The sequence below is a fragment of the Pseudocitrobacter sp. RIT415 genome, from assembly GCF_003057695.2.
In the GTDB taxonomy this organism is placed as follows: domain Bacteria; phylum Pseudomonadota; class Gammaproteobacteria; order Enterobacterales; family Enterobacteriaceae; genus Pseudocitrobacter; species Pseudocitrobacter faecalis.
In genome coordinates, this window is sequence record NZ_QBJC02000006.1 from 200,372 (window position 1) to 214,383 (window position 14,012).

The 14,012-nt window shown below is 54.1% G+C and carries 12 protein-coding genes and 1 pseudogene; 8 read left to right on the forward strand and 5 right to left on the reverse strand.

Annotated elements, in window-relative coordinates:
- Position 1: 1 nt before the first annotated feature.
- From ftsQ to mutT, 7 genes are all read left to right on the forward strand, one after another.
- Positions 2-835 (forward strand): cell division protein FtsQ, encoded by an 834-nt coding sequence (gene ftsQ / locus DBY68_RS08885; RefSeq protein ID WP_108475546.1) that lies wholly within the window; start codon positions 2-4, stop codon positions 833-835.
- The gene (gene ftsA / locus DBY68_RS08890) at positions 832-2,094 is read left to right on the forward strand and encodes a cell division protein FtsA (RefSeq protein ID WP_015965917.1); all 1,263 of its coding nucleotides are present in this window, start codon (positions 832-834) and stop codon (positions 2,092-2,094) included. The genes ftsQ and ftsA overlap by 4 nt, the downstream gene beginning before the upstream one ends.
- 115 nt (positions 2,095-2,209) lie before the next feature.
- Positions 2,210-3,361: a cell division protein FtsZ gene (gene ftsZ, locus DBY68_RS08895; protein ID WP_015965916.1), complete on the forward strand. Its 1,152-nt coding sequence runs from the start codon at positions 2,210-2,212 to the stop codon at positions 3,359-3,361.
- Positions 3,362-3,461: 100 nt separating this feature from the next.
- Positions 3,462-4,379, forward strand: a complete 918-nt coding sequence (gene lpxC / locus DBY68_RS08900) for a UDP-3-O-acyl-N-acetylglucosamine deacetylase (protein ID WP_108475547.1) — start codon at positions 3,462-3,464, stop codon at positions 4,377-4,379.
- Between the two features lie 341 nt (positions 4,380-4,720).
- Entirely contained in the window at positions 4,721-5,233 is a 513-nt protein-coding gene (gene secM, locus DBY68_RS08905; protein WP_108475548.1) for a secA translation cis-regulator SecM, read from the forward strand.
- Positions 5,234-5,293: 60 nt separating this feature from the next.
- The gene (gene secA, locus DBY68_RS08910; RefSeq protein WP_108475549.1) at positions 5,294-7,999 is read left to right on the forward strand and encodes a preprotein translocase subunit SecA; all 2,706 of its coding nucleotides are present in this window, start codon (positions 5,294-5,296) and stop codon (positions 7,997-7,999) included.
- 58 nt (positions 8,000-8,057) lie between these two features.
- A complete protein-coding gene (mutT, locus tag DBY68_RS08915) occupies positions 8,058-8,456 on the forward strand; it encodes an 8-oxo-dGTP diphosphatase MutT (protein WP_108475550.1) in 399 nt (132 codons plus the stop codon).
- Between the two features lie 82 nt (positions 8,457-8,538).
- Here mutT and yacG read toward each other — a convergent pair whose 3' ends face one another.
- Genes yacG through coaE form a run of 3 tightly spaced genes read right to left on the reverse strand, consistent with a single transcriptional unit; the run spans position 8,539 to position 10,106 of the window.
- On the reverse strand, positions 8,539-8,733 hold the full coding sequence (gene yacG, locus DBY68_RS08920) for a DNA gyrase inhibitor YacG (protein WP_108475551.1): 195 nt from the start codon (positions 8,731-8,733) through the stop codon (positions 8,539-8,541).
- A 9-nt stretch (positions 8,734-8,742) separates the two neighbouring features.
- Positions 8,743-9,486: a cell division protein ZapD gene (gene zapD, locus DBY68_RS08925; protein WP_108475552.1), complete on the reverse strand. Its 744-nt coding sequence runs from the start codon at positions 9,484-9,486 to the stop codon at positions 8,743-8,745.
- Positions 9,486-10,106, reverse strand: coding sequence for a dephospho-CoA kinase (gene coaE, locus DBY68_RS08930; RefSeq protein ID WP_108475553.1), 621 nt, complete (start codon positions 10,104-10,106; stop codon positions 9,486-9,488). Before coaE ends, zapD begins: the two co-directional genes overlap by 1 nt.
- 228 nt (positions 10,107-10,334) lie before the next feature.
- Here coaE and DBY68_RS08935 point away from each other — a divergent pair, with 228 nt between their 5' ends.
- Entirely contained in the window at positions 10,335-11,378 is a 1,044-nt protein-coding gene (locus tag DBY68_RS08935) for a GMP reductase (protein WP_108475554.1), read from the forward strand.
- Between the two features lie 48 nt (positions 11,379-11,426).
- On the opposite strand, the gene hofC is transcribed toward DBY68_RS08935, so the two are convergent.
- Together hofC and gspE are read right to left on the reverse strand one after the other, a co-directional pair.
- Positions 11,427-12,629: a protein transport protein HofC gene (gene hofC, locus DBY68_RS08940; RefSeq protein WP_108475555.1), complete on the reverse strand. Its 1,203-nt coding sequence runs from the start codon at positions 12,627-12,629 to the stop codon at positions 11,427-11,429.
- Positions 12,619-14,000 (reverse strand): annotated as a pseudogene (gspE, locus tag DBY68_RS08945) (type II secretion system protein GspE). Before gspE ends, hofC begins: the two are co-directional and overlap by 11 nt.
- Positions 14,001-14,012: the final 12 nt, after the last annotated feature.

Sequence of the window (14,012 nt, forward strand, 5' to 3'; positions counted from 1 at the left end):
TATGTCGCAGGCTGCGCTGAATACGCGGAACCGTGAAGAAGAAGAGTACAATTCTTCGCGGCGCAATAATGGAACGCGTCTTGCAGGAATTATCTTCCTGCTGACGGTGTTGTTGACCGTGTTGATTAGCGGCTGGGTCGTGCTGGGCTGGATGGAAGATGCACAACGGTTGCCTATCTCGAAACTGGTGGTCACCGGCGAGCGGCACTACACGCGTAACGACGACATCCGCCAGTCTATTCTGGCGCTCGGGTCGCCAGGAACCTTTATGACCCAGGACGTGAACATCGTTCAGGGGCAAATTGAACGTCTGCCGTGGATTAAGCAGGCGAGCGTAAGAAAGCAGTGGCCAGACGAATTGAAGATTCATCTGGTTGAATATGTGCCGATTGCACGTTGGAATGATCAGCATATGGTGGATGCCGAAGGCAACTCCTTCAGCGTACCCGCCGATCGCGCCAACAAGCAGAGTTTGCCCATGCTGTATGGCCCTGAAGGCAGCGAAAGCGAAGTCTTGCAGGGATACCGCGACATGGGAGCCGTGCTGGCGAAAGGGAAGTTCACATTAAAAGTGGCGGCAATGACGGCGCGCCGTTCCTGGCAGTTGACGTTGGGCGATGGTATTAAGCTCAATCTGGGACGGGGCGACACCATGAAGCGGCTTGAGCGCTTTTTAGAACTGTATCCGGTTCTTCAGCAGCAGGCGCAAACAGAAGGTAATCGGATTAGCTACGTTGATTTGCGCTATGACTCAGGGGCGTCAGTAGGTTGGGAGCCTGCCCCTGTCGAAGAAACCAGTCAACAACAGAATCAGGCACAGGCAGAACAACAATGATCAAGGCGACGGACAGAAAACTGGTAGTTGGACTGGAGATTGGCACCGCGAAGGTCGCCGCTTTAGTAGGGGAAGTTCTGCCCGACGGCATGGTCAATATCATCGGCGTGGGCAGTTGCCCATCGCGAGGTATGGACAAAGGCGGGGTAAATGACCTCGAGTCGGTAGTGAAATGCGTTCAGCGCGCTATCGACCAGGCAGAATTGATGGCGGATTGCCAGATCTCCTCTGTATATCTGGCGCTTTCCGGCAAGCACATAAGCTGTCAAAATGAGATTGGCATGGTGCCTATCTCAGAAGAAGAAGTGACGCAGGAAGATGTCGAAAATGTGGTGCATACGGCGAAATCCGTTCGCGTCCGCGATGAGCACCGCGTTTTGCACGTTATTCCGCAGGAATACGCGATTGATTACCAGGAAGGGATCAAAAATCCGGTTGGCTTGTCTGGCGTGCGTATGCAGGCCAAGGTACATCTGATTACCTGCCACAACGACATGGCGAAAAACATCGTCAAAGCCGTAGAGCGTTGTGGCCTGAAAGTTGACCAGTTGATATTTGCCGGGCTGGCAGCCAGTTATTCGGTTCTGACGGAAGATGAACGTGAGCTGGGCGTCTGCGTGGTGGATATCGGTGGTGGTACAATGGACATCGCCGTATATACTGGCGGGGCGCTGCGCCACACCAAAGTGATCCCCTACGCCGGGAACGTGGTCACCAGCGATATCGCTTACGCCTTCGGTACGCCGCCGAGCGATGCCGAAGCGATTAAAGTGCGCCACGGTTGTGCACTGGGCTCCATTGTGGGCAAAGATGAGAGCGTTGAAGTGCCGAGCGTGGGGGGGCGTCCTCCGCGCAGCCTGCAGCGCCAGACGTTGGCAGAGGTGATTGAGCCGCGCTACACCGAGCTGCTCAATCTGGTCAACGAAGAAATTTTGCAGTTACAGGAACAGCTTCGCCAGCAGGGTGTCAAACATCACCTCGCGGCGGGGATTGTACTCACCGGTGGCGCAGCGCAAATTGAAGGCCTGGCGGCCTGCGCGCAGCGCGTGTTCCATACGCAGGTACGTATCGGCGCACCGCTGAACATCACGGGGTTGACGGATTACGCCCAAGAGCCGTATTACTCAACGGCAGTGGGCCTGCTGCACTACGGGAAAGAGTCCCACTTGAGTGGTGAAGCAGAAGTAGACAAGCGCGTAACCGCATCAGTTGGTTCATGGATTAAGCGATTGAACAGCTGGCTGCGAAAAGAGTTTTAATTTTTTTAAGAGAGCGCAGAAAATTAGCGCTTTCAGGCGACAGGCACATACACGATTTCCTTCTGGCTGTGGTAGAGCGGTCTGATTGAGAAAGTGTATAAAACGGAGAGAGACTATGTTTGAACCTATGGAACTGACCAACGACGCGGTGATTAAAGTCATCGGCGTCGGTGGCGGCGGCGGTAATGCCGTAGAGCACATGGTGCGTGAGCGCATCGAAGGTGTTGAATTCTTCGCAGTGAATACCGACGCTCAGGCGTTACGTAAAACTGCGGTTGGCCAGACTATCCAGATTGGTAGCGGTATTACCAAAGGTCTGGGTGCGGGTGCAAACCCGGAAGTGGGCCGTAACGCTGCTGATGAAGACCGTGAAGCACTGCGCGCCGCATTAGATGGCGCGGACATGGTCTTTATTGCCGCAGGTATGGGCGGCGGCACCGGTACGGGCGCCGCGCCGGTTGTGGCTGAAGTGGCTAAAGATTTGGGTATCCTGACTGTTGCTGTCGTGACCAAGCCTTTCAATTTTGAAGGCAAGAAGCGTATGGCCTTCGCGGAGCAGGGTATCACTGAACTGTCCAAACACGTGGACTCCCTGATCACCATCCCGAACGACAAGCTGCTGAAAGTGCTGGGTCGCGGTATTTCTCTGCTTGACGCTTTCGGCGCGGCAAACGACGTACTGAAAGGCGCAGTGCAGGGTATCGCCGAGCTGATTACCCGTCCGGGCCTGATGAACGTCGACTTCGCTGACGTACGTACCGTAATGTCAGAAATGGGCTATGCAATGATGGGCTCTGGTCTGGCAAGCGGTGAAGATCGTGCTGAAGAAGCGGCTGAAATGGCGATCTCTTCCCCGCTTCTGGAAGATATCGACCTGTCTGGCGCGCGCGGCGTGCTGGTCAACATCACTGCTGGCTTCGATCTGCGTCTGGATGAGTTCGAGACTGTCGGTAACACTATCCGTGCATTTGCCTCGGATAATGCGACCGTGGTTATCGGTACTTCCCTTGACCCGGATATGAACGACGAACTGCGCGTGACTGTTGTTGCAACCGGTATTGGTATGGACAAACGTCCGGAAATTACCCTGGTGACCAACAAGCAGACTCAGCAGCCGGTTATGGATCGCTACCAGCAGCACGGTATGACCCCGCTGACGCAGGAGCAGAAACCAGCCGCGAAAGTGGTTAACGACAATACGCCGCAGACCACGAAAGAACCGGATTACCTGGATATTCCGGCGTTTTTACGTAAGCAGGCTGATTAAGAATTAGCTCAAAGTTGGGAATCCCCGCTCTTTGTGCTAAACTGGCCGTCCGAATGTATAGTACACTTCGGTTGGATAGTTAATTTGGCGAGATTATACGATGATCAAACAAAGGACACTTAAACGTATCGTTCAGGCGACTGGCGTCGGTTTACACACCGGCAAGAAAGTCACACTGACGTTACGCCCTGCGCCGGCCAATACCGGGGTCATCTATCGTCGCACCGACTTGAATCCACCGGTAGATTTTCCGGCCGATGCCAAATCTGTGCGTGATACAATGCTCTGTACTTGTCTGGTGAATGAGCATGACGTGCGGATTTCTACCGTTGAGCACCTCAACGCCGCATTGGCGGGGCTGGGTATCGACAACATCATTGTTGAAGTCGATGCGCCAGAAATCCCAATTATGGACGGCAGTGCTGCACCGTTCGTTTATCTGCTGCTGGATGCCGGCATCGATGAATTGAACTGTGCGAAGAAATTTGTTCGCATCAAAGAGACTGTACGTGTCGAAGATGGCGACAAATGGGCTGAATTCAAACCTTACAATGGTTTTTCGTTGGATTTTACCATCGACTTTAACCATCCGGCGATTGATGCCAGTACCCAGCGCTATGCAATGAACTTCTCTGCCGACGCCTTTATGCGCCAGATTAGTCGTGCACGTACCTTCGGTTTCATGCGTGATATCGAATATCTGCAGTCCCGTGGCCTGTGCCTGGGCGGCAGCTTCGATTGTGCCATCGTTGTTGACGATTATCGCGTACTGAACGAAGACGGTCTGCGTTTTGAGGACGAATTCGTTCGTCACAAAATGCTGGATGCGATCGGTGACTTGTTCATGTGTGGTCACAACATTATTGGTGCATTTACCGCGTTTAAATCCGGTCATGCGCTGAATAATAAACTTCTGCAGGCAGTCCTGGCCAAACAGGAAGCCTGGGAATATGTGACCTTCGAAGACGACGCTGAATTGCCGCTGGCGTTCAAAGCACCGACAATGGTTCTGGCATAAGCCTGACCATTTCATAAATTCGACTGGCAACCTGGCACTCTCTCCGGTCAGGGAACCAGTCGTTTTTTATTTCTGCCTTTTCATTTCCCTTTCTTGTGCGATCGCTGTTTTCTTGCGCACTTTTCCGCTGCTCTTATCGTCATTGATGCTGCTGTAATCAGGCATTAATGGTAATATGCACGGCATCATTCATGCGGCCTCCGCGTTGACTGCGCTTGTTCACCCATGTCACGTACTTATGTACGCTCCACGGGATTCACTCGCTTGTCGCCTTGATGCAACTTGAATGATTTTGTGCAATTCTGTGCGCGGAAAATAATAATCTCTGGGGTAGACATTACGTGAGTGGGTTACTGACGCGTTGGCGACAGTTAGGTAGACGCTATTTCTGGCCGCATCTCCTGTTGGGGATGGTTGCTGCCAGTTTCGGCCTGCCTGCGCTCGCAAATAACGCCGAGCCTGCTTCGCCTGCCCGCGAGACCACCAGCAATCATAACCCTGCCACGAAAGTCAATTTCACGCAGTTAGCCCTGCTGGAAGCGAACCGTCGCCCATCGTTTAGCGTTGATTACTGGCATCAGCATGCCATTCGCACGGTCATTCGCCATCTCTCGTTTGCCATGGCGCCTCAAGCGCTGCCCGTTGCCGAAGCCACGTCCACCACGCCATTGCAGGCCGCCCAGCATCTTGCTTTGCTGGACACCCTTAATGCGTTACTCACGGTTGAAAGCAAGCCGCCGGCCATTGTGCGTCAGGCCGCTGCTGCGCCGTCAGTCGCGCCCGCTGCTTTTAGCATCCCCGCATGGGTAAGCCAGGTTCAGGGCATCCGCGCTGGGCCGCAACGCCTCGTCTGAAAATAGTCGTCTTTCTTTTATTTTCCTGACTCCGCAAGGCGGGGCGTTTGAGATTTTATTATGCTAATCAATTTATTAACGAAAGTATTTGGTAGTCGTAACGATCGTACCCTGCGCCGTATGCGCAAAGCGGTCACTGCAATTAACGCGATGGAACCGGAGATGGAAAAACTCTCCGATGACGAGCTGAAAGGCAAAACCGCGGAATTCCGCGCACGCCTGGAAAAAGGTGCCAGCCTGGAAAGCCTGCTTCCGGAAGCATTTGCCGTTGTCCGTGAAGCCAGTAAACGCGTCTTCGGCATGCGTCACTTCGACGTACAGCTGCTGGGTGGTATGGTGCTTAACGATCGTTGCATCGCAGAAATGCGTACCGGTGAAGGTAAAACTCTTACCGCGACCCTGCCGGCGTATCTGAATGCGCTGACCGGTAAAGGGGTTCACGTAGTAACCGTCAACGACTATCTGGCGCAACGTGACGCCGAAAACAACCGTCCGCTGTTCGAATTCCTCGGCATGACCGTGGGGATCAACATGTCTGGCCTGCCTGCGCCCGCAAAACGTGAAGCGTATGCGGCAGATATTACTTACGGTACTAACAACGAATACGGGTTTGACTACCTGCGCGACAACATGGCGTTCAGCCCTGAAGAGCGCGTACAGCGTAAACTGCACTATGCGCTGGTGGATGAGGTCGACTCCATCCTGATCGATGAAGCGCGTACCCCGCTTATCATTTCCGGCCCGGCTGAAGACAGCTCGGAAATGTATAAGAAAATGAACAAAATTATCCCGCATCTGGTACGTCAGGACAAAGAAGACTCCGACACCTTCCAGGGCGAAGGCCACTTCTCTGTCGATGAGAAAGCGCGTCAGGTCAACCTGACCGAGCGCGGCCTGGTACTGATTGAAGAACTGCTGGTGAAAGAAGGTATCATGGACGAAGGCGAGTCGCTGTACTCTCCGGGCAACATCATGCTGATGCACCACGTGACTGCCGCGCTGCGCGCGCATGTGCTGTTCACCCGTGACGTTGACTACATCGTCAAAGATGGCGAAGTCATCATCGTCGATGAACACACTGGCCGTACTATGCAGGGACGTCGTTGGTCTGATGGCCTGCATCAGGCTGTGGAAGCCAAAGAAGGCGTGGAGATCCAGAACGAGAACCAGACGCTGGCCTCCATCACCTTCCAGAACTACTTCCGTCTGTATGAAAAACTGGCCGGTATGACCGGTACCGCCGATACGGAAGCCTTCGAATTCAGCTCAATCTACAAGCTGGATACCGTGGTGGTGCCGACCAACCGTCCGATGATTCGTAAAGACATGCCGGACCTGGTCTACATGACCGAAGCGGAAAAAATTCAGGCGATCATTGCAGACATTAAAGAGCGTACGGCTAATGGTCAGCCCGTCCTGGTCGGGACAATCTCCATCGAGAAATCCGAAGTGGTGTCTAACGAGCTGGTGAAGGCGGGCATCAAACATAACGTTCTGAACGCCAAATTCCACGCCAACGAAGCGGCGATTGTTGCTCAGGCAGGTTATCCGGCGGCAGTGACTATCGCCACCAACATGGCGGGTCGTGGTACCGATATTATGCTCGGCGGTAGCTGGCAGGCTGAAGTTGCCGCGCTGGAAAACCCAACCGAAGAGCAAATTGCGCAGATTAAAGCTGACTGGCAGGTACGCCACGACGCGGTGCTGGCGGCAGGTGGTCTGCACATTATTGGTACCGAGCGTCATGAATCTCGCCGTATCGATAACCAGTTGCGTGGTCGTTCGGGCCGTCAGGGCGACGCCGGTTCCTCTCGCTTCTACCTGTCGATGGAAGATGCGCTGATGCGTATTTTTGCCTCCGACCGTGTGTCCGGCATGATGCGTAAACTGGGTATGAAAGAAGGCGAAGCCATTGAGCACCCATGGGTGACCAAAGCGATTGCCAACGCACAGCGTAAAGTGGAAAGCCGCAACTTCGATATTCGTAAACAGCTGCTGGAATACGATGACGTCGCCAACGACCAGCGTCGCGCCATCTACACCCAGCGTAATGAACTGTTGGATGTGAGCGATGTTAGTGAAACCATCAACAGCATCCGCGAAGACGTGTTTAAAGCAACCATCGACGCGCATATTCCGCCGCAGTCGCTGGAAGAGATGTGGGACGTGCCTGGGCTGCAGGAACGTCTGAAAAATGACTTTGACCTCGACCTGCCGATCTCTGAATGGCTGGATAAAGAGCCGGAACTGCACGAAGAAACGCTGCGTGAGCGTATTCTGCAGAACGCTATTGAAGTTTATCAGCGTAAAGAAGAAGTGGTTGGTGCTGAAATGATGCGTCACTTCGAAAAAGGCGTGATGCTGCAAACCCTCGACTCCCTGTGGAAAGAGCACCTGGCGGCGATGGACTACCTGCGTCAGGGTATTCACCTGCGTGGTTATGCGCAGAAAGATCCAAAGCAGGAGTACAAACGCGAATCCTTCTCCATGTTCGCGGCGATGCTGGAATCTTTGAAATATGAAGTGATCAGCACGCTCAGCAAAGTACAGGTTCGCATGCCGGAAGAAGTGGAAGAGATGGAACAGCAGCGTCGTGAAGAGGCCGAGCGCCTGGCACAGATGCAGCAGCTTAGCCACCAGGACGAAAACACTGTGGCTGCACAGGAACTGGCAGCGCAAACGGGCGAGCGTAAAATTGGCCGTAACGATCCGTGCCCGTGCGGTTCCGGTAAAAAATACAAACAGTGCCATGGCCGTCTGAGCTAAGGTCTGATAAAAAAGTAAAAGGCGCAGAGATCTGCGCCTTTTTTTTGGATGAGACAATATGAAAATACTGCAAATCGCCGTCGGCATTATTCGCAACGACGCGGGAGAGATTTACATTACCCAACGCGCCGCTGATGCTCACATGGCAAATAAATGGGAATTTCCGGGTGGTAAAATTGAAGCGGGTGAAACAGCCGAAGAGGCGATGATCCGCGAGCTTGAGGAAGAAGTTGGCATTACCGCCAGCGAACCGCAGCTGTTTGATAAGCTGGAGTACGCGTTCCCCGATCGCCATATTACATTGTGGTTCTGGCTGGTGGAAAACTGGCAGGGTGAGCCGTGGGGAAAAGAGGGGCAACCGGGACGATGGATCGCGCAGAATGCGCTGATTGCCGATGAATTCCCCCCGGCGAATGCACCGGTTATCGAAAAATTAGTACAAACCCCGCAGGCCTGATAAGCGCAGCGCATCTGACATTGTGAATGTTAATTGTCGGATACGGCTTCGCCTTATCCGACCTACAGTTATGCGCGCAGAGTTACTGCGGGTTTTCACTCCAGTCGTCGCTATCGGATAAATCACCTGCGCTTGGAATGCGTTTCTCTTCTGCCGCCCATTCTCCTAAATCAATCAGCTGGCAGCGCTTAGAGCAAAACGGACGGTACGGGCTCTGCTCACCCCAGACTACAGATTTCTGGCAGGTGGGGCAGTTAACGATAGTTTCTTCAGACATAGTGTCTCCTTAGCAACAAGCCAGTTCGAAATCCAGACGTTCAGGAATAACGCCATTCTCGCTATCCAGCGGCACAAAGCGGATGGCAAAGCGGCTCTTATGCCCGGAAATTTGCGGATAAAGCTGTGAGGAGAGATCCAACTGTAAGCGCAGCAGATCGGCATCTTCACCGTTATCCTGGTAGAAGCCATTAAGGCTGGTCTGCTTGCGAAAAGGTGCGGAATTACGAATCAGATCGAGGATCAGATCCAGCGCCTGATTCAGCGGTTCAAGGCTGTTAAGCCAGAGTTCTACCTGTGCGTCGCGCTGCTGCTGTGGCGCATGGAGCCACATGTGTAGCGTCGGCAGATCGAAACTGCAACAGCCGCCAGGAATGCTTAAACGCTGACGCACAAGGGCAATGAGGCGATCTTCACGCAGGAATTGGCCGATACGCGGGGCGGCCATCAGGATGCTGCCGCTGTTTTTCAATTGCTGACGCACTGCATCAATGCGGTTCTGGTCAACGCCCGGCACTTCACTCCAGGCCTGCAATTTACGTTGCTGGCGTTCCAGCTCTTTAAGCATCTCTGTGCGAACGTCACCGCGTTCAAACACATCCAACAAGTCCCCTAAATTACGAAAAAAATGTAATGCGCTGGCGTGATCCGTGATGGGGAGTTGAGTACGAAGCTGCTGGTTAAGAAATTCAATACGCAGCCAGGTACGCATTTTTTCGTTCAGGGGGTGCTCAAAAAGGATGTGGGTGTGCATTAAGGTTTTTCCTGTGATACAGCCTGTGCCGCGAGCTCAAGATAGCGTGCGTGAAGGCGGGCAACATCCGAAGCGATGGCTTCTGGTGTGCCGTTGTTATCAATGACGTCATCAGCCACCGCAAGCCGCTGTTCGCGCGTCGCCTGGGCGGCAAGTATATGCTCAGCATGCTCCCGCGACACCTGGTCGCGCTGCATGGTACGAAGAATTTGCGTATCGCGTGTAACATCCACCACCAGCACGCGATCGGCGCGGGAAGCGAGATTGTTTTCCACCAGCAGGGGAACCACCCACAATACGTACGGGGAGGTGGCCTGCGCCATTTGCTGCTGGGTTTCTCGCTGAATAAGCGGGTGAAGCAGGGCGTTAAGCCAGGCTTTTTCATCAGGGTTAGCGAAGATTCGCTCGCGTAAGACGCGGCGATTAAGTGCGCCATCCGGTGTCAGGGTTTGAGGGCCAAAGTGCTCCACAATGGCATCTAACGCCGGGGTTCCGGGTTCGACAACCTGACGGGCGAGGATATCGGCATCAATAACGTTAATTCCCAGGTGAGAAAATGCATCAGCGACGGTACTTTTGCCACTGCCAATGCCACCGGTTAACGCTACGGTATACGCCATTCCTGTGAATCCTGATGAGAATTGATTTGAAAAATCAATTGGTTAAAAACAAAACACTTCAGCGCCTTTTGGTGTGCGCTCATGTTCACCGAACTGATGGTAAATTTATAGGATTGTAGCGTAAAAAAAGTGAAAATCGCAGTCTTGCGAAGCCCTGATTAGTGCGTATGATAACGTTACTGGAGTTGTGCTCTTATAATTAATGCCATTAACCCCAGGAATCCGCACATGCGTATCGAAGAAGATCTGAAGTTAGGTTTCAAAGACGTTCTTATCCGCCCTAAACGCTCTACTCTTAAAAGCCGTTCCGATGTTGAACTGGAACGCGAATTCACCTTTAAACATTCTGGTCAACGCTGGTCAGGTGTGCCGGTTATTGCCGCGAATATGGATTCCGTGGGTACCTTTGCAATGGCAAAAGCGCTGGCGTCTTTCGATATTCTGACCGCAGTACATAAGCATTACAGCGTGGAAGACTGGAAAGTTTTCGCTCAGAACGAATCCGAAGATGTGCTGAAACATGTGATGGTGTCCACCGGCACGTCTGACGCCGATTTCGAAAAAACCAAACAGATTCTGGCGCTGCACCCGATGCTGAATTTCGTGTGCATCGATGTCGCAAACGGCTACTCCGAGCACTTCGTTCAGTTCGTTGCGAAAGCGCGTCAGGCCTGGCCAACCAAAACTATTTGCGCGGGTAACGTGGTCACCGGCGAGATGTGCGAAGAGCTGATTCTGTCCGGTGCGGATATCGTCAAAGTGGGCATTGGCCCGGGTTCTGTTTGCACCACGCGTGTAAAAACCGGCGTCGGTTATCCGCAGCTTTCCGCAGTCATTGAGTGCGCAGATGCAGCGCATGGCCTTGGCGGTCAAATCGTCAGCGATGGCGGTTGTACGGTTCCGGGCGACGTGGCGAAAGCGTTTGGCGGCGGCGCTGACTTCGTGATGCTCGGCGGTATGCTGGCAGGCCACGATGAGAGCGGCGGCACCGTGGTAGAAGAGAATGGTGAAAAATTCATGCTCTTCTACGGCATGAGCTCTGAATCTGCAATGAAACGTCACGTTGGCGGCGTTGCGCAGTATCGCGCTGCGGAAGGGAAAACCGTTAAGTTGCCTCTGCGTGGCCCGGTAGATAATACCGCGCGCGATATTCTTGGCGGCCTGCGTTCAGCGTGCACCTACGTTGGGGCTTCTCGCCTGAAAGAGCTGACCAAACGCACGACCTTTATCCGCGTGCAGGAACAAGAGAACCGCGTGTTCAACAGCCTGTAATGCTTTGCGCTGGCGCTTCCCGCGCCAGCGCTTATCCCGCGCCAGCGCTTATCCCGCGCCGCTAATTGCCTCTCCCAAATGAAATATCGGCAGATACATCGCCACCACCAGCGTGCCAATAATGGCGCCGGTCACCACCAGTAGCATGGGTTCCAGCAGTGATGTCAGATCTTCCGCTAGTTGATGCGTTTTCTCACTGTGATAGTCCGCCAGATTTTTCAGCATCTGATCCAGCGCGCCGGACGCTTCCCCGGTTCTTACCAGTTGAATACACAGTGGCGTGAAAACATGAACGTTTTCCATCGCCTGCCAGATGGGGCTTCCCTGCGATATGTCATGATGAAGTCTGCTAATGACGTCCCGCCAGAGCGGTTGAGTGACCGTTTCCCCGACGGTATCCAGCCCCTGTAAGAAGGCGATGCCCGCACTTTGCGTCAGTGAAAGTACGGTAAAAATGTGGCTCAGCATCTGCCCGCGCACCAGATTGCCCATCACCGGCAGAGAAAGCGCGACCTGCGCCTGAAACCGCTGCCAGCGGGGATTGGTTTTCAGTATTCTGCCGGGAAGAAAAGGCAGCGTCAGGAACAGCGCAATCCACCCGTAGTGCAGTTTAACGGCATCCGCCATGTTCATAACGACTTGCGTGAGCATGGGCAGCGGCGTATTAAAGGTGCGATAAATCGCCGTAAATTCCGGCAGTACAAATCCCAACATCGCCACTACCACAGCGATGGCCAGCAGCAATATGATGCACGGATAGCGCAGCGCTTTTTTCACCTTCTGCGTAATAGCCTGTTGCGCTTTTTGCTGCTGCGCCAGTGCGCGACAGCAGATATCCAGCTTGCCCGTTACCTCCCCGGTGCGGATCATCGCCAGATAGAGCGGGGGAAAAGCTTCCGGCCACTGCCGCAATCCGTCGGAAAGCGAAACCCCTTCCGCCAACCGTTGAGAGAGCGTGCCGAGCAAGGCCTGCCACTGTGGTACAGGATGCTGACGAGCCAGCATTTCCAGCCCATCCGAGAGCGTGAGCCCGGCTTGCAGCAGTGTCGCCAGCTGCTCGATAATTTCGCAGCGCCAGTTTGTGCGCCAGTACGACGTCCTGAGGGTAGAGCGGCGTAGCGCCAGCGTGGTAATACCCTGCTTCTGCAATAAAACCAGTGCCTCCGGGCGATTAGGTGCCCACAGCGTTCCATTCCTTTCTTCACCGTGATGCGACAGGCCGCGCCAGCGCCAGAATTGATTAGCCACCATGCGGAAGCCCCATCACGCGCAGTAACTCTTCCTGGGTTGTAAGCCCGCGCTCTACGGCCATACAACCGTTCTCAAACAGCGTTGTCATGCCCGCCAAACGCGCTTTCTGCACCAGTTCTTCGGTTCCGCGACCTGCGGCAATGGCGTGGCGCAGATCGTTGTTAAGCGGTAGGATCTCGAAGATCGCCGCACGCCCCAGATAACCGTGATAACAATGCTGGCAACCAGCCGCCTGCCAGTGCGGCAATGCGCGGGGCCAGAGCGCGCGGGGTAGCGGTGCTTCTACACCGTTTTTCTCCCGGCAGTGCGGGCACAGCTTACGTACCAACCGTTGGGCTACCACAAGCTGGAGCGCTGATGAGATCATCCAGCGCGCCACGCCCATTTGTTCCAGGCGCACCAGCGTTTCAACGGTGGAATTGGTGTGCAAGGTAGAAAGCACCAGGTGCCCGGTTTGCGCGGCTTTGATGGCAATTTCTGCCGTTTCACCGTCGCGAATCTCGCCCACCATCACAATATCCGGATCCTGGCGTAACAGGGCGCGCAGTACGCTCTGAAAGGTCAGACCGGCGCGAGGATTAATTTGCGTTTGATTCAGCCCTTCGATGGGGATTTCAACGGGGTCTTCCACGCTGCAAATATTGATGTCGCTGCGATTACGTTGTTGCAGGGCACTATACAGTGTCACAGTTTTACCGCTGCCCGTCGGCCCGGTCACCAGGAGAAGCCCCTGGGGTTGATTGAGCGCATCAGCAAACAGTGCCAGTTGATCGCCGCTCATACCGAGCTGATGGATATCCAGCGCCTGTTCAACATTGTGCAGCAGGCGCAGTACCACCTTTTCACCGTAACGACACGGCAGCGTGGCGATACGAAAAGAGACGGACTGACCGGCGAGCTCCACGGTAAATTGCCCGTCCTGGGGTATGCGACGTTCGGCTATATCAAGATTGCCTAACACTTTCAGGCGTGCAGTGAGCGTTGCCGCCAGCGAAAGCGGTAGCGTAGAAAACACATGCAGCACGCCATCAACGCGTAACCTGAGACGCAGGTGATGTTCACCCGGTTCAAAATGGATATCTGATGCGCGCTGCAGCAATGCCTGTTCCAGCGTGCGGTTCAGCAGATCGACCGCGCTGCGAGAATCATCATTGGCGGCTGGCTGGCGGTTGCTGTAAGCTGTAAGTGCTTATCCATCCTCTCCTGACTCCAGCACTCGATATCGACGCGTTTTTGTGTCGCAAAACGCAGGGCATCCATCAGTTCATCCGATGGCGCACCGACAACGGCAATACTTAACACGCTCTGATCGTTGCTAATTAACTGGGCGTGATGTTTTTTACACAGCGCGAGAAGCTGATCCTGTTTCATCGTCGCCTCCGG